Raw genomic sequence first — 21,889 nt, 5'->3', positions numbered from 1 at the left:
GGATCGATGACCCAGTATGGGTACCCTACATACGGGAGGTGAGTACGCAAGCCGAACGGTCACCCCACCGAGTAGCCACTGCCAACGTACATGCCAACCGACCGTACCCCCATCCCGCCGGAGGCGCTTCCACCCGGGTGGGGTCCGGCCGAGGTCCGTGACGATCGACTCGCCTACAGGCGTAGCCGGCCGCCGATCGAACTGATCGCGGAGCTGACCGACGCCGACCGTTCCCATCCCTGCCTCGGTATCAGCCGGTGCTGGGAACTTCGCTACCGGCATCCGATCGCCGAGCCGCCGATCACCGAGTCGATCGGTCACGTCTCCACCCGAAACGCTGCGCTTGAGGGACTGCTCGAGTGTATGAGTCGGGTCCACCAGATCGTCGACGAGCCGCGCGATCCGGTCGAGATCCACTCTGCCCTCACAAACGTCTCGCTGACCGATTTCGTTCCCGAACGGGCGTCGCAGCTTCGATAGTAGGTTACCGACCAACGACCAGTAATTCATATACCATCATACAGTATATGGCGTGGTGAACGAATCGATTCGGCCTCCACAGGTACGGCCGAGAGACGCAAGTGGTCAGCTGGCCCGGCACGTCGCGGAGAACCACGTCTGCCAACCGAGATGGACCGTCGACTGCGAGTCGAGTCAGATCGCCGGACCGAGCGGCAAACACAGCGGAGGGGCAAGTCGACACGCACACCCCGGTTTCGCGAGGTGGACACCCCGTATCGATCGGCTGCTCTGGCGAGGTAATCGGGAGGGAAGGAAGCCAATGTCGATCCCTGGTTCGGAACTTGGTGCCAATTCAGCAGTGGAACAAGCCAACTCAGGGCGGCGAGACCGATGGCTCGCTGGATGAATTGTACGCGCGCACGAAAGCGCCGAGTTCGTTGGGTTCGACGAAGAGACGTCCCACAGCCCAGTCCATCACCGAAAACAGGAGAGTCCTTCGCCCCACCCGGCCGCTGAGTCGGCGGAACGACCACCGCGTTCGAACGCTGACCGACTCGAGCACACCAGTACTGGGGTACCAGCCCGACACGAAACGAGTCGTTCACGGAGCCCCATCGCGACCGCCACCGGAACGTGGTGAACCCGAGAGCAGTTTCAGAACCGACGTCCGTGACTCGGGGATCGACTCGAGTAACACGCTAGAGTCACCCGACCTTCCGAGGAGACCCAGGATGCGAGACGCCCACGTGCTCCACGGTCTCGCACCGCGTAAGCGAAGACGACAGCTTCGACTCCTGTCCGAAGGGCGTGCTGGGCGAACCTAGCGGCTCGTTCGTAACGTAGTAAACCATATATTACGATACTAAATCGACTGCCGCGTCGGTCAGCGACAGGCGCAGTGCTTATGATCGACAACGAGGTATTAACTGAGAAGAACCCGCCTGGTGGTCCAATGACGTCTCCTATCCCCTTCGCTATCGACTTTCACGTCCACTCGGATGACTCGTACGACGGTCGTGAACCGATCGAACTCATCTTAGAACACGCCGCCGACATCGGCCTTGACGGCGTCGTCATCACCGATCACGACGAGATCGGCGAGTCGCTCCGTGCAGCCGACATCGCACCGGAGTACGGGCTGATCGGCATTCCCGGCGTCGAGGTGTCGACAGGCCACGGCCACCTGCTCGCGGTGGGTGTCGAATCACGCCCCGACCCCGGCCAGCCGTTTATGCAGACCGTCGAACGCGTCCGCGATCTCGGCGGCATTGCCATCGTCCCACACCCGTTCCAGCGGAGCCGCCACGGCGTTCGGAAACGCCACATCAAAGACGCCGACGCAATCGAAGCGTACAACTCGATGGTGTTCACCGGCTACCGAAACCGGCGGGCACGAACGTTTGCGAGACGCCGCGGCTACCCCGAAATCGGGGCGAGCGATGCCCACTACCTGCCGAACGTCGGTCGAGCCTACACCGAAATCCTCGTCACGCCCACAGCGCCTGGCGTAGCGAAGTCCGACATCGACGGCGACGACCTCATCGACGCCATCCTCGAGGGGCGGACCCAGATCCGTGGCAAGCGAACGCCGATCCACAAGAGTACGGTGCAGTATGCCAAAGGCGCCGTTCGCAAGTCGACGTACCTCGTTACCTCGCGGACGCCGCTCGTGCCGACGGTCCCCGCGTCGATGGACCGCTCGTAGTCAGGCGAGCTGCTCGCCGACGATCTCGTCGGCGCGTTCGACGAACGACTCCTCCTCGCCTTTCGGCACCGTCGCGCCGGCAGCGACGTCGTGGCCGCCGCCGTCGCCGCCGACCGCGCGCGAGGCCTCACCCATCACGACCGAGAGGTCGAGGCCCCGCTTGACGAGCCCGTACGTTCCGCGGGCGGAGACTTTGACCTCCTCGCCGTCCGCCGCGGCTTCGCTGCTTCGGTTCGCAGATCGTGGCTCCGCGCGCTTCTCGGCGAACGCGAAGATCGGCTTCGACCGGCTGATCCCGGCGTTGCCCATCGCCATGCCGGCAACGATGCCGACGATCGTCTCGCGGATGCGATCGCCCGCGTGGAACCACTGGATGTGCTCCTCGTGGGTAACACCTTCCTCGGTGACGAGGTCGATCCCGGCCGAGAGGTTGCGCCGGTGATCGCGCAAGAGCGCCCGGGCGCGCTCGAGCGCCTCGTCGCGGTCGCCCAGACAGACACCGAGGCCGACGTCGGCCCGTTCGTAGCGGGCGGTGGCGTTGAGCAGCGTCGAGAACTCGCTGGCGTCGCGCAGCTCGGTGCCGACGGGTTCCTGGCTGAGGACGTAGGCGGTGCCGACCAGATCGTCGATCTTGTGTGCCGGGACCCCTTTCGAGACGGCTTTCCGGACGAGCGCGCTGGCGACGACCTGCTTCTCCTCGCTCGTGAGGTCGGCCCAGCAGCGCCACTCGCCGTCACGTTTCAACTCGAGGTCGAGCCCGTCGAGAAAGCGCAGCGCGCCGCCGGTGTCGTTCGAAATGCCCGGAATGCGAACGTCGCTGGCGTACTCGAGCAGCTTCGGAAGCGGTCGGGTCTGCTTGCCGTAAATCGCCAGGTCGGTCGCGGTCTCGAGGACGCCCGCTTCGCGTCCCTCCGCGACGATGCCCTCGTTCGCGCCGTGGAGTTCGCCGGTGGAGGCCTGCATATCGCCGACGGCGCCGACGACGGCCAGCGCGGCGAGGTCGCGGTTGTCGGTTTCGGTGCCGTTCTCGAGTGCGCGTGCGAGGACGTAACTTGCACCTGCTCCGGAGAGCTCCGAGGCGCCGTCGATGCCGAAGAGCAGGGGATTGAGGTGGTACTCGGTGTCGGCGTCGGCGGGCTGGTGGTGGTCGGCGATGACGGGCGTGAACTCGCCCGCAGCCTCGTACTCGGCGATGACGTCGAGCTGACCGCTGCCGAAGTCCGTGAAGAGCACGGTGTCGTACTCGGTCGCCGCGATAGCCTCGATGGCCGCCTCGTCGAGCTGTTTCTCGAAGACGACCTCGTGGGGGATCGTGGCGCGCTCGAGCGCGCTCGAGGCGATCGCGGCGCTGGTGAGGCCGTCGGCGTCGATGTGGGAGGCGAGCAGGACGCGATCGGATCGCTGGAGGCGCTCGGCACACGCGGCGGCCCTGTCGGCGAGTTCGGGAACCGGTCCGTCCATCATCGGCGATTGGTTCGCCTTGCGAGATAAAGGTGCGGATCGGACGCCGGAGGCGACGGAACCGTTCGTCGACCCCGATCGGCCGATGAACCGTTCATCAACGGTTCACTCCGTCGAAAACGACGTTCAACCGAGTCGAACATTCATAGGAACGGCACGGTCAGGAACCGACTACAATGAGTACGACACAAAACGACTCTCGAATCCGAGAGCGCGTCAACAGCCGGCAGCGAGTGCGGTCGGCGAGTAAGCTGATCCTCGCGATCGCGTCAGTGACCGTCCTCCTGTATCTGGGCTCGCTGCTCCCGGGAATCGACCACGTCGTCCCCGCCATCGAACTCTCGCTCGCCGCGATCGTGCGCGCGATCGCGACCCTCGCAGTGGTGTCGCTGCTCGTCCACCTCGCCTCGGATCTCGCAGCGCTCACGCGACTCGTCTTCGACGCGCCACGAGTCATCGTCGAGAACGTCTCGAGTGTCGTCTACTGGCTCGTGCTTCTGGCCGCGGTGATCGTCGCCCACTGGGGCCTCGCGCCAGCGGTCACGTCGCTGCTCCCCACGTGGATCTACGACGTCGGCTTCCTGGTGCTGTCGCTACCGCCGCTGGCGTTCGTCGCCGCGCGGCTGTACTACACCCTCGACCCGGCGGCCGACCTGGTGACCGACAGGGTCGTCGGAACGTCAGAGAAAGACGACGAGTCGAGCCGAGGCGAGTCCAGTGAGCCGGCTCGAGGAGACGACTCGAGCGTCGGGAGCGAACCCGACGACGACCCGGAGCGGACCGACGACACCGGCGACGAGTAGCCCGACCGATTCGGGCGTTATTCCTCGAGTCGCTCGATCGCCGCGTCGACGAGCGTCTCGAACGTCGCATCCTCGGGCACGACGTCGACTGCGAGGTCGAGTTCCGCGGCCGCCTGCCGGGTCGGCTCGCCGATCGCGGCGACGACGGTCGACTCGAGGCCGTCGCGTACCTCGTCGGCCACGCCACGGTCCTCGGCGGCCTCGAGGAAGTGTTCGACGGTGAGCGGTGAGGTGAACAGCGCTGCGTCGAGGTCGCCCCTGGCGGCGATTTCGGCCGACTCGCCGCTGTCTTCGGGACGGACCAGGCGATAGAGGACCGTCTCGTGGACGTACGCGCCGGCGGCCTCGAGTCCGTCGGGTAAGACGGCGCTGCCGTGGTCGCTACGGGCGATCTCGACGCGCGCGCCGTCGACCGCCTCGGCGAGTTCGTCGACGAGGCCGCTCGAGGTGTACTCCGTGGGGACGACGTCGACGTCGGAGCCGGCCTCGCAGAGGGCATTGGCGGTGGTCGGACCGATGGCACAGACGGTGGCATCGCCCGGCGACCAGCCTGCGTCGACGGCGAGCTCGACGCCGGTCGTGCTCGTCAGAACGACGTAGTCGGCGTCCGTCCGCGGGGTCGCCCCCGTCGGCTCGGTAGCGAGCATGGGGTCCGGGACCGGCGCCGCGCCCCGCGACTCGAGGACGTCTACGGCGTCGGCGAGACGACCGTCGTCGGGTCGGAAGACGGCGATCGCCGGGCCGGGCATCTCACTTTCCCTCCGGCGCATCGTCGATCTCGTCGGCCTCTTTCCGGGCCGCCGCGATCAGGTCGGCCGCGCCGCGGTCGGCGAGGTCGGCGGCGAACTCCCGGGTCGCCTTCGGGTAGGTCTCGACCGGGAGGTCCCGGGTTGCTATCACCGACTCCTGGCCGTCGCGGTCGTACACCTGGACGCTCGCGTGGACGTACTCACCCTGGACAACGGCGTAGATGCCGATCGGGGCGATGCAGCCGCCGCCGAGTTCGGCGAGCAGGATCCGCTCGACGGTCGTCTCCACGCGCGTCCGGGGGTGATCGATCGCTTCCCGGAGCTCGCGGGCGGTCTCGCCATCCTGGGCGGTCACCGCCAGCGCGCCCTGGCCGGGCGCGGGCGCGAACTGCGTCGGCGGGAGCCGCCGGTACTCGACGTGGTGTGCCAGACCGCTGCGTTCGAGGCCCGCCTCGGCGAGGACGATCGCGTCGTAGGCGACGTCGACCTCGCGCCCGAGCGCCTGCTTTTCGATCTCCGAGAGCTCGTCGAACCAGTCGTCGACCGTCCGGGGTTCGTCCTCGTCCTCGTCGTAGTCGGGTTTGTAGCTCTCGTTTCCGACGTTCCCCTTGCGTTCTTTGTCCGCCTCGCTGCGTTCCTCGTGCTCGGCCTGCAGCGCGGGTGCGAGCAGCTTCTCGAGGCGCGTGTCGACGTTTCCGCGAAGCGGCTCGACCTCGAGATCCGACCGGGTCGAGAGCAGCTGCGCCCGCCGACGGAGGCTCGAGGTCCCCACGACGGCACCCTCGGGGAGCTCCTCGAGTTCGAGGCCGTCGGGCGTGACCAGTACGTCGTTCGGCCGGCCACGTTCGGGGACGGCCGCGGTCACGAGCTCGCTCGGCTGTTCGGTCGGCACGTCCTTCATCGAGTGGATCGCGCCGTCGACGTCGCCCTCGAGGACGCGCTCGTCGAGTTCGCGGACGAACGCCCCGGTCTTGCCGAGGCGGTGGATCAACTCGTCTCTGATCTGGTCGCCGGTCGTCTCGACGGTGACGAGTTCGACCTCGTAGCGGCGATCCTCCAGCGCCTCCTTGACGAGCCCCGCCTGTCGTCGGGCGAGCGTCGACCCCCGCGTCGCCAGTCGCAACGTCCCACGTGTTCTCATGGTCACCCCTCGACGCCACGGCGATTAAAAGCGCACGCTCTGGCGGCGGCGAGCTGGAAGCGAACGTGTTCGGACGAAAATTCACGTGTTCTGAACGGTAACCCAACAATCGGATGAGTCAGACACTCTACGAACGACTCGGTGGCGGGGCGTCGATCGCAACAGTCGTGGACGACTTCTACGAGCGCGTGCTCGCGGACGAGCGGGTGGCGCACTTCTTCGACGAAACGGACATGCAGAAACAGCGCGCCCACCAGACGCAGTTTCTCAGCGCCGTCGCCGGTGGACCAGTCGAGTACACGGGCGCGGAGATGGAGGCGGCACACGCCCACCTCGAGATCGACGACGCGGACGTCGACGTGATCGCAGCCCACCTCGAGGAGGCGCTCGTCGCGTTCGACGTGGGCGAGCGAGAACGCAAGGCCGTGCTCGGGGCGTTCGAGTCCTATCGGGAGCCGGTGGTCACCGCGAGCGGTTGAGGTCGACCCCCTGTCAGAGCGCTCGTCGGCGTTTGTACAGGTAGTACGCCGCGAGCACCGGCTGAATCGGCGGGACGAACAGGCTCACGAACGCCAGCCCGAGGTAGCCACCAGGGTTCGGGTTCCAGGCCGTCTTGCGCGTACAGACGTAGGCGGCGTCCTGGTGGATCGCCACCGGAAACGCGCCGACGGCGATCGCACCGGCGATCGCGACCGCAGAGAGGAGCAACCCTGGCAGCTCGAGGACGACCGCGACCGTGGCGACGGCCGAACCGAGCAGGGTCGCGACGAGCGAGAGGGCGACGACGAGCCACCAGCCCGACCAGCCCGGACGGGTGCCGAAGTGGCGGTGTCGCCGGTAGAGGTAGCCGACGCCAGCCGCCGGCGCCCAGACGACCGCGAACGCGGCGTTGAGCCAGGGATTCGGCCGCCAGGCGACGCTCGAACGGGTTCGGATCCGTCGGGCGTCGAGAAACAGCGCGAGCGCCAGCCCGACGGTCAGCAGGGTGTAACCGAAGGTGCTGATCAGCACGAGGGTTAGACCCAGCCCGGGAACGCCCGGATCGAGCTCCCGAACGACGCCGATGGCCCCGACGCCGATCACCGGCGGGAAGAGAAAGCACAGCCGTTCTGCGAGCCTGGCCCAGTTGACCTCCTCGGCACTCGAGCGGACGGCCGGCGTCATCGCTGGACGGGACGTTTCGACCGACGGCGGATACGTTTACCGTTCGCTGCCGGGGGTGAGAAGAGCGGGGCCGCCACGTCACCCTTCGAGGTCCGCCCGTCGGAGCAACTGGGCGTTGATCGCGACGATCACCGTGCTCGCGGACATCAAGATCGCACCGACGGCCGGCGAGAGCAGGATACCGATGGGCGCGAGCACGCCGGCCGCCAGCGGCAGCGCGAAGACGTTGTAGCCCGCCGCCCAGGCGAGGTTCTCCTGCATCTTCCGGTAGCTCTTCCGGCTCAGGCGCACCAGGCTGACCACGTCGCGCGGATCGTTCTCGACGAGGACGACGTCGGCCGACTCGACGGCCACGTCCGTCCCGGAGCCGATGGCGATGCCGACGTCCGCCCGCGTTAGCGCCGGGGCGTCGTTGACCCCGTCGCCGACCATCGCCACGAGGTCGCCTCGCTCCTGTAACTCGACGATCTTCTCGTCTTTGTCCGCCGGCAACACCTCGGCGAAGTAGGTCTCGATGCCCAGCTCCGCCGAGACGGCGCGGGCGACGTCCTCGTCGTCGCCGGTGAGCATCGCGACCTCGACGCCCATCTCGGCTAAGGCCTCGACGGCTTCGACGCTCTCCTCGCGGATCACGTCCGCGAGCGCGAGTGCGCCGACGACCGCGTCGTCGCGGACGAGGTAGACGACGCCCTGTCCGCGCTCGCCGGCCCGGTCGGCGAAGCGCTCGAGCTCGTCGCCGGGGTCGACCTCGAGGTACCGAAGCAGGTTGGGGCCGCCGACGGAGACCGCCGCCTCCTCTCGCGACCCGCCGTCGCCGCCGGGAATCGCGACGGCGTCGGCCTCGACGGTCGCGCGGACGCCCCGTCCCTCGAGCGCCTCGAACCCGCGCACGTCGGGGACGGTGAGGTCCCGCCCCCGGGCCTCCTCGCGGATTGCCTGGGCGATCATGTGCTCGGAGTCGCCCTCGACAGCGGCCGCCAGCGCCAGCGCATCGTCGGCGTCCCAGCCCTCGATCGTCGCGACGTCGACGACGCCCTGTTCCCCCTCGGTGAGGGTACCGGTCTTGTCGAAGACGACCGTGTCGAGCTCTCTCGCCTGCTCCATCGCAATGCGGTCGCGGACGAGCATCCCCTCGCCTGCGGCCATCGTCGTGTTGATCGCCACGACCAGCGGGACCGCGAGGCCGAGCGCGTGTGGGCAGGCGATGACGAGCACGGTGACGACGCGCTCGACGACCGGCAGGCCGAAGCCGACCGCGGCGGTCCAGGCGACGGCCGTGATCGCCGCTACCCCGATCGCCGCGTAGAACAGCCAGCCCGCGGCGCGATCGGCGAGCACCTGCGTCCGCGAGCGACTCTCCTGGGCCTCCTCGACCAGCCGCACGATCCCCGACAGGGTCGTCTCCTCGCCCGTGGCGGTCACGCGAACGCGCAGGCTGCCGTCCCGGTTGGTCGTCCCGCCGATCACCTCGTCGCCCGGCTCCTTCGACACCGGCTTGGACTCGCCCGTGATCATCGCCTCGGTGACGTTCGAGACTCCCTCCTCGACGACCCCGTCGGCGGGAACGTTCGTCCCCGGCCGGACGAGCACGAGGTCCTCGTCCTCGAGGTCGTCGACCGGGACCTCCTCGGTGTCGCCGTCCTCGGTCAGCCGCTCGGCGGTCGCGGGCAGCAACTCGGCGAGTTCGTCGAGCGCGCCCGAGGCGCGCCTGATCGAGCGCATCTCGATCCAGTGACCGAGCAGGAAGATGACGATCAGCGTCACGAGCTCCCAGAAAAAGGGCTCGCCGATCCCGAAGCCCACGGCCGCGAGGCTGTAGCCGAACGCGACGGTGATCGCGAGCGAGATCAGCAACATCATTCCGGGTTCGCGGTTGCGCGCCTCGACGGCGCCCATCCGGAGGAACGGGACGCCACCGTAGGCGAAGATCACGACGCCGAGGACGGGCCCGACGAATTCGCTCCCCGGGAACGCAACGGCCGCGTAGCCGAACCACGCCTGGAGCATCGGGCTGTAGTAGAGCACCGGCAGCGAGAGGACGAGACAGACGACAAAGCGCCGCCTGAACAGGTCCTCGTGGCCGGCGTGATCCACGTGGGCCTCGTCGTGATCGGCGTGTCCCGGGCCGTGGTGGGCGTGGTCGGCCGCCTCCTCGTCCGGATCGACGGCCTCGGTATCGGACTGATCCGCGACGTCGTCGGGTTCGACGCTCCTCTCGGCCTGGCGGTCACCCTCGAGCCCGCACACCCGACAACACGGACAGGTGCGGTCGGTCGGCCGCTCGCCTCGCTCGAGCGTCCGCCCTGGCGCGTGGCCGCCGGAGCCGTGGTCGGTCACCACGTCGTGGGCGTGGTCGTCACCGTCGGACACGGTCACTCACTCCGTTCCAGACGCGTCCGTCGCTCCTCGAACTCCTCGCTCGAGATGTCCCCGCGGGCGTAGGCGAGACGCAGTTCCTCGAGCGCCGGGTCGTCCCGGCCCTGGCTATCCTGTCGGGTGAACGCGGCGTACAGCAGGTAGCCGACGCCGAGGAGCACGCCCAGTGGGACCAGCCACGTGACGAACCACAGCCAGCCGACGCCCGTTCCGTCGTTCCAGGCCCACATGTGCCCGCCCATCATCGGCATCGCGAACGTCATCGCGACCACCGGGACGAGCAGGAGGAGCACCAGGACGAGCAGGACTGCCCTGGTAAGAGAGTCAGTCTCTGTCATAGGAAGAGGTACGTGGAACGACCTAATAGTATCCCCAGTGGTTTCGCGACCGGTGACGTCCGTTTTTTGCGAGGCGTGGATCAGCCGGAGCAACCGGTCGGGCGAGCGACCGGTCGTCCGGCGGTGGCCTCGAGCCCACAGTTACGTCGGTGCAGGCGAACCATTCGTGCGAGAAACCGTTATCCCGCCGGCGCGTCACGCTACGACCATGCTCGCCTACCACGTCGCATTCCTCGTCCTCTTCGTCGGGACGACGGCGTTTTTCACCGCGCTGTCGATCCTGAACCTCCGCTACGGCGCACGGACGCTCGAGCGCGAACGCGACTGGGTCGAGGATCGACTGGACCTCGAGGACACCGACCGGGTCGTCGCCTACCAGCGGGCGAAGACGACGCTCTCTGTGGTCCGGACGTGGGCGGTCGTCGCCCTCGTGCTCGCGGTCCTCTACTCGGGGGTGCTGTCGGCGTTCGTCGAAGCACTCGAGGGACTGGGCTACGGCCCCGTCGTCACCGGTGCGGCCTTCGTCGCCGCGCTGATCGTCGGCCTCCGGCTCTTCTCGGTGCCGTTCGACGTCTACGACACGTTCGTCCTCGAGGAGCGGTTCGACTTCAACCAGACGACGCCGGGACTGTTCGTGAAGGACCTGCTGCTCGGGACGGCCATCTCGGTCGTTTTCGTCGGCGCCCTCGCCGGCGGCGTGCTCTGGTTCGTCGAACTCGTGCCGACGTACTGGCCGGTGGCCGCGCTCGCGCTGTTCACCGCGTTCTCCCTCGGAATGCTAGTCGTCTACCCGCGGGTGATCGCCCCGCTGTTCAACGACTTCGAACCCGTCGAGGCAGGCGAGCTCCGCGAGGCGGTCGAACGCGTCTTCGAGCGCGCCGGCTTCTCCTGTGAGGCGATCTACGTCATGGACGCCAGCCGGCGGTCGGCGCACTCGAACGCCTACTTCACCGGCTTCGGCCGGACGAAACGCGTCGTGCTGTTCGACACGCTCGTCGAGCGGATGGCGCTGTCGGAGATCGAAGGCGTGCTCGCTCACGAACTCGCCCACTGGAAGTTCGGCCACGTCTGGAAGGGCTTCGCCGCAGGCGTCGTTCGCGTCGGGGCGATGCTGGCCGTCCTCTGGTTCCTGCTCGAGACGGCGTGGCTCTACGAGCTGTTCGCCCTCCCCGAGACCGTCTACGCCGGCCTGCTCGTCGGCCTGCTGTGGCTCCAGCCGCTGGCGAAGCTGAGCCGGCCGCTCGAGAACCGGCTCTCGCTGGCTCACGAGCGCGAGGCCGACGCCTTCGCGACCGCGGTGATGGGCGACGGCGAGCCGCTGATCGACGCGCTCTGTCGGCTCACGAGCGAGAACCTCTCGAACCCGTTTCCCCACCCGCTGTACGCGACGTTTCACTACACCCACCCGCCGATTCCCGACCGGATCCGGTACATCCAGGAGCTAAGCGAGGATGATGGAGACGAACCGTCGCCCTCGCCGGTCGGAACGGCCGGCTGAGCGTCGCTCGAGCGTCGTTCGGTCAGCAGGCGCAGTAGTACTCCCGTCCGGAGAACTCCGTCTCGAGCAGCTTCGCCGTTGGGCCCGGATCCGACGGCCGGTAGACCGCGGTCGTCAGCCCGCCGTCGCTCCGCTCGAACGAGCCCGAGGCGAGCGCCCGCCAGTGGGTCCCGTCGAGGACCGCCGGCGTCGAGTCGTCGGTCGCGAGCGCCGAGACGTACTCCTTGAGGGCGACCCACAGCGCCTCCCGGAACGGCTCGGGCTCGTATTCGGCCTCCGTCACGGCGGCGTACGCCGCCGCCGGCAGGTTCGCACCTGCCTCGACGGGCATCCCGATCCACTTCCAGGGCCGGGTGTTGACGTCGAGGAGGACGTACTCGCCCCGGTCGGCGTCGTAGACGAACTCCGCCTCGCTGATGCCGTGGTAGCCGGTTTCTGCGAGGACGTCGAACGCCCGTTCCTCGAGTTCCGGCCGTTCGACCCGTTCGACCGCACAGGAGCTGCCGTACGCCCGGGGGTAGCGCAGCCGCGGGTTCCCGACGACCGAGAGCGCGTCCCCGACGCCGCTCGGGGGCACGTAGGAGCCGACGGAACAGTCCTCGCCCGGGGCCACGTTCACCCGCTCCTGGGCCATGATCCGGACGTCGGCGTCCTCGGCGGCGGCGACGATCTCGGCGAACGCCTCCTCGTCCTCGACCTCGATCACGTTGGTGCCGAGGGCCTCCTCGCCCTCGCGCTTGCGGGCGGGCTTGACTACGAGCGGGAAGCCGAGCGCGTCGGCGGCCTCCTCTGGATCGGTCTCGCGCAGGCGGTACGTCTCGGGGTACGGCACGCCGAGTGCCTCGGCGACCGCGTACAGCGACTCCTTGTCGAGCACGCGCTCGATCCCCGCCGGTCCCGAGAACGGCCGCCGAACGCCGTCGACGTCCGCGCCGGCGTAGGCGTGGACCCACTCGTCCATGCAGGGGAAGGCGACCACCTCCGAGCCGACGGCGTCGACCACCGCCTCGAGGTCGGACTCGAACCCGTCGGCGTCCTCGAGCGGGTACGTGATCCGCCCGGCGTAGTCCACCGCCGTCGACGGCGGCGCGACGCCGTCTCCGGTCCGGTCGAGCGCGACGACGGGCACGTCGAGGGCCTCGAGCGCGCGGGAAACGGCGAGACCGGTGTAGTGTGCGTTCGAGACGATCGCCGGGGGCCGGTCGAACGACGCGTCCTCGAGGTCGGCGAGGAGCGACGCGGTCGACTGAAACTCGGTTGCCATACGGTTCCGATAGCCCCTGCCGAGCAAAAGGACACGACAACCGGCCAGTGGTGCCGACGTCGGTGACGGCCGCGCACCGCTCACCGGACGACGTCGACGCCGGTGAGCTCGAACCGGGCACCGCCGTCGGCGCCGTCGGCGACGTCGACCTCCCAGCCGTGTGCCTCCGCGATCTGTTCGACGATGCGCAGTCCGAAGCCGGTGCCGGACCGTGAGGTCGAGTAGCCGGCCTCGAAGAGTCGGTCGTGATGCTCGCTCGGAACGCCGCGGCCGTCGTCCTCGACGGCGAACCCCCCGTCGACCTCCTCGACGGTGACGGTTACGGCCTCACCCCCGTGTTCGACGGCGTTTCGAAGGAGGTTTTCGAACAGCTGCCGGAGGCGACTTCGATCGGCGCGGATTACGCAGTCGAGGTCGGTGACGAGCGTCGCCTCGGCCGTGTCCACGGTTCGCCAGCAGTCGTGGACGAGCACGTCGAGCTCGACCGACTCGAACGCGCCCACCTGGGCCCCCTCGCGTGCGAGGACGAGCAGGTCGTCGATCAGCTCCTGACTTCGGTCGAGGGCCTCGGCGACGACTTCGAGGTGCTCGCTTTCACACTCCTCTTGGGCCAGATCCAGCCACCCCGTCGCCACGTTTAGCGGGTTGCGGAGGTCGTGGGAGACGATGCTCGCGAACTCCTCAAGCCGGGCGTTCTGGCGCTCGAGCTCGGCCGTCTTCCGGTTGAGCTGCTCGAGGTTGCGTCGTTGTTCGGTGATGTCCCTGGCGATCGCGACGGAGCCGAGGCGCTCGTCGTCGGCCGTCTCGATGCTGCGGGAGTGCCAGGCGAGCGTCCGCTCCTCGCCATCGCGCGTGCGGATCATGGTCACGTACTCCCGGGCTTCCTTCTCGCCGCGCAGAATCGCCGCGGCGTCCTCGGTGATCTCGGCCCGATACGCTTCGTCGGGATAGAGCCACGCCCAGATCCCGTTGTGACCAACGACCTCCGCTGCGGGGTAGCCGCTGATTCGCGCTGCGGCCTCGTTCCAGATCGCGACGTTTCCCTCGGTGTCGAGGACGTTGATCCAGACGTTGGCGCTCTCGATGATCGCCTCCCGGAACTCCGCGAGCTCGGCCAGCCGTCGCTCCCGTCGCTTGCGGTCGGTAATGTCGCGGGCGACGCCCCGGTAGGCGACGGGCTCGCCGTTCTTGACGACGGGCTCGCCGATCGTCCTGATCCACCGCGTCCGCCCGTCTGCCGCGGTGATCTCGACCTCCTCGTCGTACGGCTCGGCCCGCTCGAGACACCGCTCGAGAGTGCGCTGAAACCCCTCCCTGTGATCGGGATCGACGAACGAAAAGTACTCCTCGACCGTCGGCACGGCCCCCTCGTCGGGGTCGATGCCGTGGATCTCGAACAGCCCCCGCGTCCATCGCTGGTTGCCCGTCTCGAGGTCGGCTTCCCAGCCGCCGGTGTCCGCGAGCCGCTCGGTGTGGCGCAACAGCTCCCGTCTCCGGTCGAGTTCCCGTTCGGTCCGCGCCGCTTCGACCGACTTCACGATCCGGTTGGCGAGCACGCCGGGTCGCTCCGACAGGTCGTCCTTTCGCACGTAGTCCGTGACGCCCGCCGAGATCGCCTCGATCGCGACCGCCTCGCTCCCCTCGGCGGTGAGCAGGATGAACGGCAGCCGAGGGTCGACCTCGCGGACGGCGGCGAGCAACTCGAGTCCGTCCACCCGCGGCGCGTCGCGATCGGAGAGGACGCAGTCGACCGCGTCGCTCTCGACCGCGTCGAGCGCGTCCCGGACGCCGGTCGCCGTCCGTACGGAGATCCGGCGGCTCTCACGCTCGAGCGCCGTGGAAACGGCGTCGGCGAACGCGGCGTCGGCGTCGACGTGGAGCACCCGGATCGAGTGGGGCATGCCCCCTGCCTAGACGGCGACGTCTAAAAACGTCCCGGCGAGTGACAGTCGGTTCCGATGGGGCCGTCACCGGTCAGCGCTCGCGTTCCTCGAGCACCGCCCGGTAGCGCTCGCCCGCCGCGTCGTCGGCCGCGAGCGCCTCGCGGATGGGCGGCGAGAGCCACTCCCGGTCGCCCTCGGCACCGTCCGCCAGCACGCCGTCGAAGCGCTCGGGGCGCAACGCGGCCGGCAGGTACCGCTCGTAGATCGGCAGCCGCTCGAGCAGGGGGACGCCCGCCAGCTCGGCGATCAACTCGAGTTCGTCCAGTGCGGGCCAGGCGTAGTCCGGGTTGACGTGGTCGTCGGTGACCGGCGACACCCCGCCGAGGTCGTCGATCCCACAGTCGAGCAGCTCGCGAACCGGCGCGAGGTTCGGCGGCACCTGTACCGACACCTCCTCGGGTAGGGCGTACCGCGCCATCGCCGTCACCCGCCGCAGGGTCTCGCGGTCGGGCGTTCCGCCGCGCCAGCGCTCGTTCTCCCGGACGGGCTGGACGATCACCTCCTGGATATGGTCGTACCGCTCGTGGAGTTCGCGGATGGCGAGCAGGCTCTCCGCGCGGTCTTCCCACGTTTCACCGATGCCCACCAGGATACCGGTCGTGAACGCCACGTCGAGTTCGCCCGCGTTCTGGATCGTCCGCAGGCGCTGGCCTGGCACCTTCGTTCGCGGGCCGGCGTGAGCCGCGACGTCGGCCGTCGTCTCGAGCATCGTACCCATACTGGCGTTCAGGTCCGCGACGGTAGCCATCTCCTCGCGGGTCTGGTCCCCCGGGTTCGCGTGCGGGAGGAGTCCTTCCTCCAGGGCGACCTCGCAAGCCGCCCGCAGGTAGTCGTGGATCGAGTCGTAGCCCCATGCCTCGAGCTGGGCGTGAATCTCGGTGTAGCGATCGTCGGGGTCGTCGCCGAACGTGAACAGGGCCTCCGTACAGCCCGCGTCGGCCCCGTGCCGGCAGATCTCGCGGACCTCCTCGAGCGAGAGGATCGACGCTTGCCCCGGCGGGTCGAAGTAGGTGCAGTAGGTGCAGGTGTACCGACACGCCGTCGTCAGCGGGACGAAGACGTTTCGGGCGAAGGTGAGCTCGGGTGCCGGGGAGACGTCTTCGGAACCGACCTCGAGCAGGCGCTCGACCTCCGCGTCGTCGATCGACAGCTCGACGCCGTACTCGGCCGCGCCCGGGATCATGGTCGGTGTTGTTCGGCCAGTCAATAAGGGCTTACTGTCCACCAGCGCGACGAGGCGGTCTCGCGTGACGCCCACGCCGTGGCGTCACAGATACCGCCAACAACGGTCACGGACTCTCCGCTCTTGGGCGCCCCGACCGTAGCCTCTCCTATGGCGATGCATCTCAACCTCTTCACCATGAACGCCCCCGAACACGTGTCGCCCGGCTCGTGGACCTACCCGGGCGACGGCTCGACCCGCTACACCGACCTCGAGTACTGGACCGAGGTCGCCCGGACCGCCGAGCGTGGCGGGTTCGACGCCGTCTTCTTCGCCGACGTGCGCGGGATCTACGACGTCTACGGCGGCGACCGCTACACGGCGCTCGAGCGTGGCGTGCAGACGCCGTCGAACGACCCACAGCTGCTCGTGCCCGCGATGGCCCAGGTGACCGACGAACTCGGCTTCGCCGTGACGCGGTCGACGACCTACATCCACCCCTACCAGCTCGCCCGCGAGTTCTCGACGCTCGACCACCTGACCGACGGGCGGATCGCGCTCAACGTCGTCACCTCCTACCTCGAGTCCGCCGCCCGGAACCTCGGCTTACACGAGCGTATGGACAAGGAGACGCGCTACGACCGCGCCGACGAGTTCCTCGAGGTCTGTTACGCGCTCTGGGAGTCCTCGTGGGACGAGGACGCAGTCCGGGTCGACGCCGACGCCGGGGTGTACACCGACCCCGACGGAGTCTCGTCGATCGACCACGATGGTGAGTGCTTCACCGTGCCGGGACCCCACGGCTGTGAGCCGTCGCCCCAGCGAACGCCGGTGCTCTACCAGGCGGGCTCCTCCGATCGCGGGCGGGAGTTCGCGGCCGCCAACGCCGAGGCCGTCTTCGCGAGCCAGCCGACGGAAGCGGGCGTTCGCGAGTATATGGCCGACCTCCGGACGCGGGCGGAAACGTACGGCCGCGATCCGGACTCGCTGCGCTTTTTCATCGGGGTCGTCCCGATCGTCGGCGAGACCGAGGAACTCGCGCAGGCGAAATACGAGTCCTACGAAGACCACGTCGACGTCGAGGCGACGCTCGCGCTGTTGTCGGGCTTTCTCGACATGGACCTCTCAAAACTCGATCCGGACCAGAAGGTCGAACACATCGAGACCGAAGCGATCCAGGGAACGATGAACGCCTTCACCCGTTCCCAGCCCGACCGGGAGTGGACCGTCCGCGAGGTCGCCCAGTTCTGTGGCCTCGGAACGACCTCGCCGAAGATCGTCGGGACGCCGGAAACGATCGCCGACGAACTCGAGTACTGGCACGAGGAGATCGGCGTCCACGGCTTCAACGTCAAGGAGGTCGTCCGGCCGGACTCGCTGCGCGACTTCGTCGACCTGGTCGTCCCGGAGCTCCGCGCTCGCGGGCTGCTCTCAGAATCCCAGCCCGGTCAGACGCTCCGGGAACGGCTCTACGAGGAGGACGAGCCGCGACTTCCCGCCGACCACCCGGGCGCACCGGAACGGCGGGCGAACGTCAGCCCGTCCCCGTGAGCGTGGGTTCAGATGGGCGTCGACCCGCCGACTGGGTGATTCCGGACGGATCGACCGATCCGATCACATGAAGTCCGCGATCCCCGACTGCTTGTTTTTGTCGTTTTCGAAGACGCTCTCGAGGGACTTCTCTAAGACCTCGAGGCGCTGTTTCGTGTAGTCCCGGCAGCCATACTCCTCGGCGACCTCGATCGCGGTGTCCATGTACTTGTTCACCGAGCCCTTGTGGACGGTAAGATTCACCCGCCCGCCACACTCCCGGCACACTTCGGTCAGCGGCACCCGACGGTACTTCTCGCCGCAGTCGAGACAGCGGGTCTCCTGGCGGGAGAAGGCCCGAAGATTGCCGATCAGGTCCGGCAGGAAGTGATACTCGATGACGCGTTCGGCGACGTCCGTCTCGTCGACCGCCCGCAGCTTTCGGGAGAGTTCGAGCTGGGCGTCCATCTTGTCCATCATCGAGCCGAGCGTCTTGTACGCCGAGAGATCCGGCCCCATCGCGATGTCGGTCGTGTCGTGGGTGTGCTCGAAGCCGGTGTACTCGAGGTCGGTGCCGAGGGTGTCCTCGGCGATCTCGACGTCGACGTCGCCGGGATCGGCCTGCTCGAGGGTCGCCTCGTAGAACTCGCGGGGGTACTGGGAGACGACGTCCATGTTGTGAGCCTCGTCGTCGATTTCGGCGGGGTCGATGCGAGAGGACATGACGAGGGGTGCGTCCATCTTACCACCCCTCTTATCAGGCAAAAATGATTTACTGAAATTCAACAATCCGTCAAGCAACAACATTACGCAATCCTCGTCACCATCACATTGACCTGTGAGGATCCCATTTGCCGAAAGAGTATGAGATTCCTCTACTTCCAGACAATATACGTAATCAGTATCTGATTCGATAATTTCAATATCGGTGATCGTATCCCAGCCTGTGACGGCAGGCGGATAGTCGTTGATCTCCTTGACGGGACCGAACAGGAAGTCATCGACCGTCCGATCCCCAACGGGCGACGGCGTCGGAAGTTCGTCACCAGGGGAGAGTTCCTGGGCCGATACCGTCTCCGCTTTCCAGTACTCTTGTGAGAGCTGATCGGAGGACTCTTCGTCGAACCGGAGCATCGTGTGATCCGGCGTTACTCGAAGTTCGCGGCCGCTTTCGGTCGTGATCGAGAGGAGATGGTTCGGCGCCGGATGCTTCGAGACGGTCGTTACGCGTTTCGGACAGCACACACCCGTGTACGAGAGGACCCAGACGTCGTCATCGAGGTCCTGGTACTCCGTACCGAAATCGTCCTGCTCCGGGCTCTCGAGTCGATCTTCGACGAAGGTCCGAATACTGGCCCGTCGTGGTCGTTCCTCGGGTGGCAACCCGTCACCGGCTTCGAGTTGCTGTTTGTCGTAAATAGACCGTGGCTCCCCTTCACGATAAACGATCTCCGTCTCCGGGTGGAAGCAGTTCCGACGCTTGGCTGCATGGAAGAACGGGTGGGCGTAGCCCACGGCCGCGCTGGTAAAGCCAACCACGCGGCCGACGGTCGCCGCCGAGGTGTGCGGGGCCATCCCGAAGACGAGCCTGCCCACGAGGTCCTGGCGCTCCTCGAGTTCGTAGAACGGCTCGAGGCCGTAGTACTGCTCGAGCAGGTCGTCGATGAACGCGGCCGTCTTCATCATGTGCTCGGCGGCGCCGTCGGAGAGAACGACGTCCTGGACTTTGAGTTCGACCAGCTGGTCCTCGTGGGAAAGCGGCTCGCCGTAGATGTCTTCCTCGTAGCCGAGCGCCTGGAGCTGGCCGACGGTGACGTCGAGTTCGCTCGCCCGGACCGACGTGACGGGGAGGTCGGTCATGTCGTAGCGGACGGTGCCGTCTTTGAACGTGGAGACGTCGTGTTTCGCCCGAAGGATGCCCTTCTCGACCGGTTCGGGGATCTTGGTCGTCGAGGTCAGTCCCTTCACGCCTTTCAGGATCTCGAAGGCGTTCTCGCGTTCGCCGACCGACTCGAGTGCATCGCGATAGACTGCGTTGAGGTCGACCTCCCGGTGTTCGACGCAGGTCGCCTCGATCTCACAGCGGCCACACTCGACGCGGCCGGCCTCGTCGGGTTCGATCTTCGTCTCACAGCTCGGACAGCGATAGTCGGGTTCGGTACGCGAGCCACACTCCGGGCAGCGGTTCTCGAACGTCTCCGTGTCGCAGTTGTGACAGTACTGGCGACCGATCTCGAGTTCGACGACGCCGGGCGTATCCGACATCGTCTCGGCGTGTTTGCCGGCCTTGGCGACGTCCCGCTGGGCGCCGCCGGCTTCGCCGATGGGAAACAGCGTGTGGACGGCCGGGCTGAGGTCTCTGCTCTCTGATTTCTCCGGACGACCCATCCGGTTGCCGATCCGGGTCGGTGCACGTTCGCGGACCCGGAAGGGGGCGACCTCGTTGACCGCCTCGATCGCGTTCTCCCCATCGGCCCACGTTCGCGCGCGCTCCGTGAGGTCCTCGTCGGCCCACGTCCGCTCGAGGTCGTCGGTCAGCCCCAGCGTTCGGACGAACGGCTTCCAGTCGTCGACCTCGATCCGGCCCTCGCTCTCGCGCTGGCGGTGCTCGACGACGATCGTCTCGAGTGCCCTTCGAGTCTCTTCGGCCCACTCGAGGACGAGCGTCGCGCCGTCGTCCTCGAGTTCGCCCTCGGAGACGGCCTCGGCGAGGGCACAGAACGCCTCGACCGAGAGGTCGTGCCAGAGGTAGGTGTACATGGGGTGAAGCGGCGCGTCGTACGCCTCGGCCCACTCGAGCGCCCGCTCGGCGGTGGGGTGCTCGAGGTCGATCCGGGGGTCGTCCTGGAGTGCCTGGACGTCCGCGCCGGCGGCCGCGAGGTCCTGGATCCACCACTCGGGGACGTAGGAGGCGGGGGCGAGGGGGTGGTTGTTCTCGACGAACTCGCCGTAGTTGACGAGGTACTCGCCGAGGTCGAGGATCTCGACGATTCCGTTTCTGACCTCGAGGGCCTCCTCGGGGTCGTCGATCTGGCGGACGTCGCCGTTGGCGAGTTTGACCGTCGGGCCCTCGATGGTGTCGACGGGGACGACGCCTGCGGCCTTGCCGGGGCGTTCGGTCTTGATCTGGGTCCCCGTGGCGAGGAAGTCGTCCAGCACGTGCATCGCCGCCGGGTGGACGCCCGCGGTTGCGAAGCCGTGGTTACGCGCGCGGCCGTACCGGAGCCGGAAGCCACCCTCGGCACAGGGATGGGAGAAGACCGGCCGGCCGGCGATGAGGTCCCGAAGGAACTTCTTCGACTGCTCGACGCGAGGCGGCCCCGCTGGCTCCTCGGTTTCCTCGGCGCCGTCCCCGTCGCTCTCGTCGCCGTCTTCGTCCGCCTCGTCCGCGTCCGCGTCCGCATCGGCCACCTCCTTCTCGGCGTCGTCCTCTGATTCGGACGCCTCGTCGTCGCCGTAGGTGCCGTCGATGAGGTCCTGGAGCCACGGCCAGTCGATCTCGTCGAGTTGGGAGGTGTAGCGCTGGATCTTCGGAGCCTTGAGGGCGATCCCTTCGGCCATAACGAGACACATCCCGCCACGGGCGGAGTTGGTGTCGACGCGCTCTATATCGCGATAGCCGGAGACCTCCTCGTCGCCGGTGGCCTCCCCGTCGAGCATGATGGGGAGGTGTTTGGCGATGAACTTCGTTTCCGTGTCTTTCGGGGTGTACTGCAGCCCCGTCTCGGAGTCGTACAGCGCGATCTCCTCGGCGTAGCGTTCGATCTCCTCGGTGCGTGCCTCGTACTGCTCGAGCCCGACGAGCGCGCGGGTGTAGTCGGCGACGAGCACCGACAGCGCCTGGGCGGTCCCACCCGCCGACCTGATCGGGCCGGCGTAGTAGACGTTGACGAACTCACTGCCGTCGTCGTTTTTCAGGAGCTCGACCTTGTCGATCCCCTCGATCGGGGCGGCGACGACCCCCTCCGTGAGCAGGGCGACCGCCGTGCGGACGGCTCCCTCGACCTTCCCGGCTTTCGTCTCGTAGTCGCCGACTCTCCCCTCAGCGAAGTCTTTCGCGAGCTCGAGGGCGGCTTCTTCCCGACTCATCTGCCCCTCGAGTTCGCGCACGCGTTCGGCGACGCCGTCGATCCCTAAGATGTTCTCGACGCGGTCGGCCATGTCCTTCGCGACTGGAATCTCGACTTCGGGTTCTGGGTCGGCGCCGCGCCGTTTGGCCTCCTCGGCGACGTCGAACGCCTCGTCGAGACGCGATTCGAGCCCTTCGAAGTACCGTTCGTCTACCTCGCGCAT

General features: G+C 67.6%; 16 protein-coding genes. 6 read left to right on the top strand and 10 right to left on the bottom strand.

What is annotated here, in order from left to right; translation table 11 throughout:
- Positions 1-90: 90 nt before the first annotated feature.
- Positions 91-480, top strand: coding sequence for a hypothetical protein (locus tag NMQ09_RS03165; RefSeq protein WP_255193000.1), 390 nt, complete (start codon positions 91-93; stop codon positions 478-480).
- A gap of 934 nt (positions 481-1,414) precedes the next feature.
- Positions 1,415-2,167, top strand: coding sequence for a PHP-associated domain-containing protein (locus tag NMQ09_RS03160; RefSeq protein WP_255192999.1), 753 nt, complete (start codon positions 1,415-1,417; stop codon positions 2,165-2,167).
- On the opposite strand, the gene recJ is transcribed toward NMQ09_RS03160, so the two are convergent.
- Complete coding sequence (recJ, locus tag NMQ09_RS03155; protein ID WP_255192998.1) at positions 2,168-3,628, bottom strand: RecJ family nuclease; 1,461 nt, start codon at positions 3,626-3,628, stop codon at positions 2,168-2,170.
- Positions 3,629-3,804: 176 nt separating this feature from the next.
- Between recJ and NMQ09_RS03150 the strand changes: the two genes are divergently transcribed.
- Positions 3,805-4,431, top strand: coding sequence for a hypothetical protein (locus tag NMQ09_RS03150; protein WP_255192997.1), 627 nt, complete (start codon positions 3,805-3,807; stop codon positions 4,429-4,431).
- A gap of 17 nt (positions 4,432-4,448) precedes the next feature.
- Here the strand turns inward: NMQ09_RS03150 and NMQ09_RS03145 are convergent, their stop codons facing one another.
- Entirely contained in the window at positions 4,449-5,201 is a 753-nt protein-coding gene (locus tag NMQ09_RS03145; RefSeq protein ID WP_345781276.1) for a uroporphyrinogen-III synthase, read from the bottom strand.
- On the bottom strand, positions 5,182-6,321 hold the full coding sequence (gene hemC / locus NMQ09_RS03140; RefSeq protein WP_255192996.1) for a hydroxymethylbilane synthase: 1,140 nt from the start codon (positions 6,319-6,321) through the stop codon (positions 5,182-5,184). The genes NMQ09_RS03145 and hemC overlap by 20 nt, the downstream gene beginning before the upstream one ends.
- A 113-nt stretch (positions 6,322-6,434) precedes the next feature.
- Here hemC and NMQ09_RS03135 point away from each other — a divergent pair, with 113 nt between their 5' ends.
- Positions 6,435-6,800 carry a group I truncated hemoglobin gene (locus NMQ09_RS03135; RefSeq protein WP_255192995.1) on the top strand — a complete coding sequence of 122 codons (366 nt, stop codon included), beginning with the start codon at positions 6,435-6,437 and terminating at the stop codon, positions 6,798-6,800.
- 13 nt (positions 6,801-6,813) lie between these two features.
- Here the strand turns inward: NMQ09_RS03135 and NMQ09_RS03130 are convergent, their stop codons facing one another.
- The 3 genes from NMQ09_RS03130 to NMQ09_RS03120 all read right to left on the bottom strand — a co-directional run bounded on the left by NMQ09_RS03130 (position 6,814) and on the right by NMQ09_RS03120 (position 10,199).
- Positions 6,814-7,485, bottom strand: a complete 672-nt coding sequence (locus NMQ09_RS03130) for a hypothetical protein (protein ID WP_255192994.1) — start codon at positions 7,483-7,485, stop codon at positions 6,814-6,816.
- A 78-nt stretch (positions 7,486-7,563) separates the two neighbouring features.
- Positions 7,564-9,855: a heavy metal translocating P-type ATPase gene (locus tag NMQ09_RS03125; protein ID WP_425607254.1), complete on the bottom strand. Its 2,292-nt coding sequence runs from the start codon at positions 9,853-9,855 to the stop codon at positions 7,564-7,566.
- A 2-nt stretch (positions 9,856-9,857) separates the two neighbouring features.
- Complete coding sequence (locus NMQ09_RS03120; protein ID WP_255192993.1) at positions 9,858-10,199, bottom strand: SHOCT domain-containing protein; 342 nt, start codon at positions 10,197-10,199, stop codon at positions 9,858-9,860.
- Between the two features lie 208 nt (positions 10,200-10,407).
- Between NMQ09_RS03120 and NMQ09_RS03115 the strand changes: the two genes are divergently transcribed.
- Positions 10,408-11,697 carry a M48 family metallopeptidase gene (locus NMQ09_RS03115; protein WP_255192992.1) on the top strand — a complete coding sequence of 430 codons (1,290 nt, stop codon included), beginning with the start codon at positions 10,408-10,410 and terminating at the stop codon, positions 11,695-11,697.
- Positions 11,698-11,719: 22 nt separating this feature from the next.
- Here the strand turns inward: NMQ09_RS03115 and NMQ09_RS03110 are convergent, their stop codons facing one another.
- The 3 genes from NMQ09_RS03110 to cofG all read right to left on the bottom strand — a co-directional run bounded on the left by NMQ09_RS03110 (position 11,720) and on the right by cofG (position 16,087).
- On the bottom strand, positions 11,720-12,961 hold the full coding sequence (locus tag NMQ09_RS03110) for a carboxylate--amine ligase (protein WP_255192991.1): 1,242 nt from the start codon (positions 12,959-12,961) through the stop codon (positions 11,720-11,722).
- An 80-nt stretch (positions 12,962-13,041) separates the two neighbouring features.
- The gene (locus NMQ09_RS03105) at positions 13,042-14,862 is read right to left on the bottom strand and encodes a PAS domain S-box protein (protein WP_255192990.1); all 1,821 of its coding nucleotides are present in this window, start codon (positions 14,860-14,862) and stop codon (positions 13,042-13,044) included.
- 73 nt (positions 14,863-14,935) lie between these two features.
- Entirely contained in the window at positions 14,936-16,087 is a 1,152-nt protein-coding gene (gene cofG / locus NMQ09_RS03100) for a 7,8-didemethyl-8-hydroxy-5-deazariboflavin synthase subunit CofG (protein ID WP_255192989.1), read from the bottom strand.
- 150 nt (positions 16,088-16,237) lie between these two features.
- Between cofG and NMQ09_RS03095 the strand changes: the two genes are divergently transcribed.
- Complete coding sequence (locus NMQ09_RS03095) at positions 16,238-17,617, top strand: LLM class flavin-dependent oxidoreductase (protein ID WP_255192988.1); 1,380 nt, start codon at positions 16,238-16,240, stop codon at positions 17,615-17,617.
- A 63-nt stretch (positions 17,618-17,680) separates the two neighbouring features.
- On the opposite strand, the gene NMQ09_RS03090 is transcribed toward NMQ09_RS03095, so the two are convergent.
- Positions 17,681-21,889, bottom strand: coding sequence for a DNA-directed DNA polymerase II large subunit (locus tag NMQ09_RS03090; RefSeq protein ID WP_255192987.1), 4,209 nt, complete (start codon positions 21,887-21,889; stop codon positions 17,681-17,683).

It is taken from the genome of Natronobeatus ordinarius (genome assembly GCF_024362485.1).
In the GTDB taxonomy this organism is placed as follows: domain Archaea; phylum Halobacteriota; class Halobacteria; order Halobacteriales; family Natrialbaceae; genus Natronobeatus; species Natronobeatus ordinarius.
The sequence above is the reverse complement of the archived record's forward strand: the minus strand, read 5'-3'. Positions and strand labels throughout refer to the sequence as shown.

Bases quoted from the DNA above. Each gene is read 5' to 3' on its own strand.
- NMQ09_RS03165 (WP_255193000.1), top strand. From the start codon at position 91: ATGCCAACCGACCGTACCCCCATCCCGCCGGAGGCGCTTCCACCCGGG.
- NMQ09_RS03160 (WP_255192999.1), top strand. From the start codon at position 1,415: ATGACGTCTCCTATCCCCTTCGCTATCGACTTTCACGTCCACTCGGAT.
- recJ (WP_255192998.1), bottom strand. From the start codon at position 3,628: ATGGACGGACCGGTTCCCGAACTCGCCGACAGGGCCGCCGCGTGTGCC.
- NMQ09_RS03150 (WP_255192997.1), top strand. From the start codon at position 3,805: ATGAGTACGACACAAAACGACTCTCGAATCCGAGAGCGCGTCAACAGC.
- NMQ09_RS03145 (WP_345781276.1), bottom strand. From the start codon at position 5,201: ATGCGCCGGAGGGAAAGTGAGATGCCCGGCCCGGCGATCGCCGTCTTC.
- hemC (WP_255192996.1), bottom strand. From the start codon at position 6,321: ATGAGAACACGTGGGACGTTGCGACTGGCGACGCGGGGGTCGACGCTC.
- NMQ09_RS03135 (WP_255192995.1), top strand. From the start codon at position 6,435: ATGAGTCAGACACTCTACGAACGACTCGGTGGCGGGGCGTCGATCGCA.
- NMQ09_RS03130 (WP_255192994.1), bottom strand. From the start codon at position 7,485: ATGACGCCGGCCGTCCGCTCGAGTGCCGAGGAGGTCAACTGGGCCAGG.
- NMQ09_RS03120 (WP_255192993.1), bottom strand. From the start codon at position 10,199: ATGACAGAGACTGACTCTCTTACCAGGGCAGTCCTGCTCGTCCTGGTG.
- NMQ09_RS03115 (WP_255192992.1), top strand. From the start codon at position 10,408: ATGCTCGCCTACCACGTCGCATTCCTCGTCCTCTTCGTCGGGACGACG.
- NMQ09_RS03110 (WP_255192991.1), bottom strand. From the start codon at position 12,961: ATGGCAACCGAGTTTCAGTCGACCGCGTCGCTCCTCGCCGACCTCGAG.
- NMQ09_RS03105 (WP_255192990.1), bottom strand. From the start codon at position 14,862: ATGCCCCACTCGATCCGGGTGCTCCACGTCGACGCCGACGCCGCGTTC.
- cofG (WP_255192989.1), bottom strand. From the start codon at position 16,087: ATGATCCCGGGCGCGGCCGAGTACGGCGTCGAGCTGTCGATCGACGAC.
- NMQ09_RS03095 (WP_255192988.1), top strand. From the start codon at position 16,238: ATGGCGATGCATCTCAACCTCTTCACCATGAACGCCCCCGAACACGTG.
- NMQ09_RS03090 (WP_255192987.1), bottom strand. From the start codon at position 21,889: ATGCGCGAGGTAGACGAACGGTACTTCGAAGGGCTCGAATCGCGTCTC.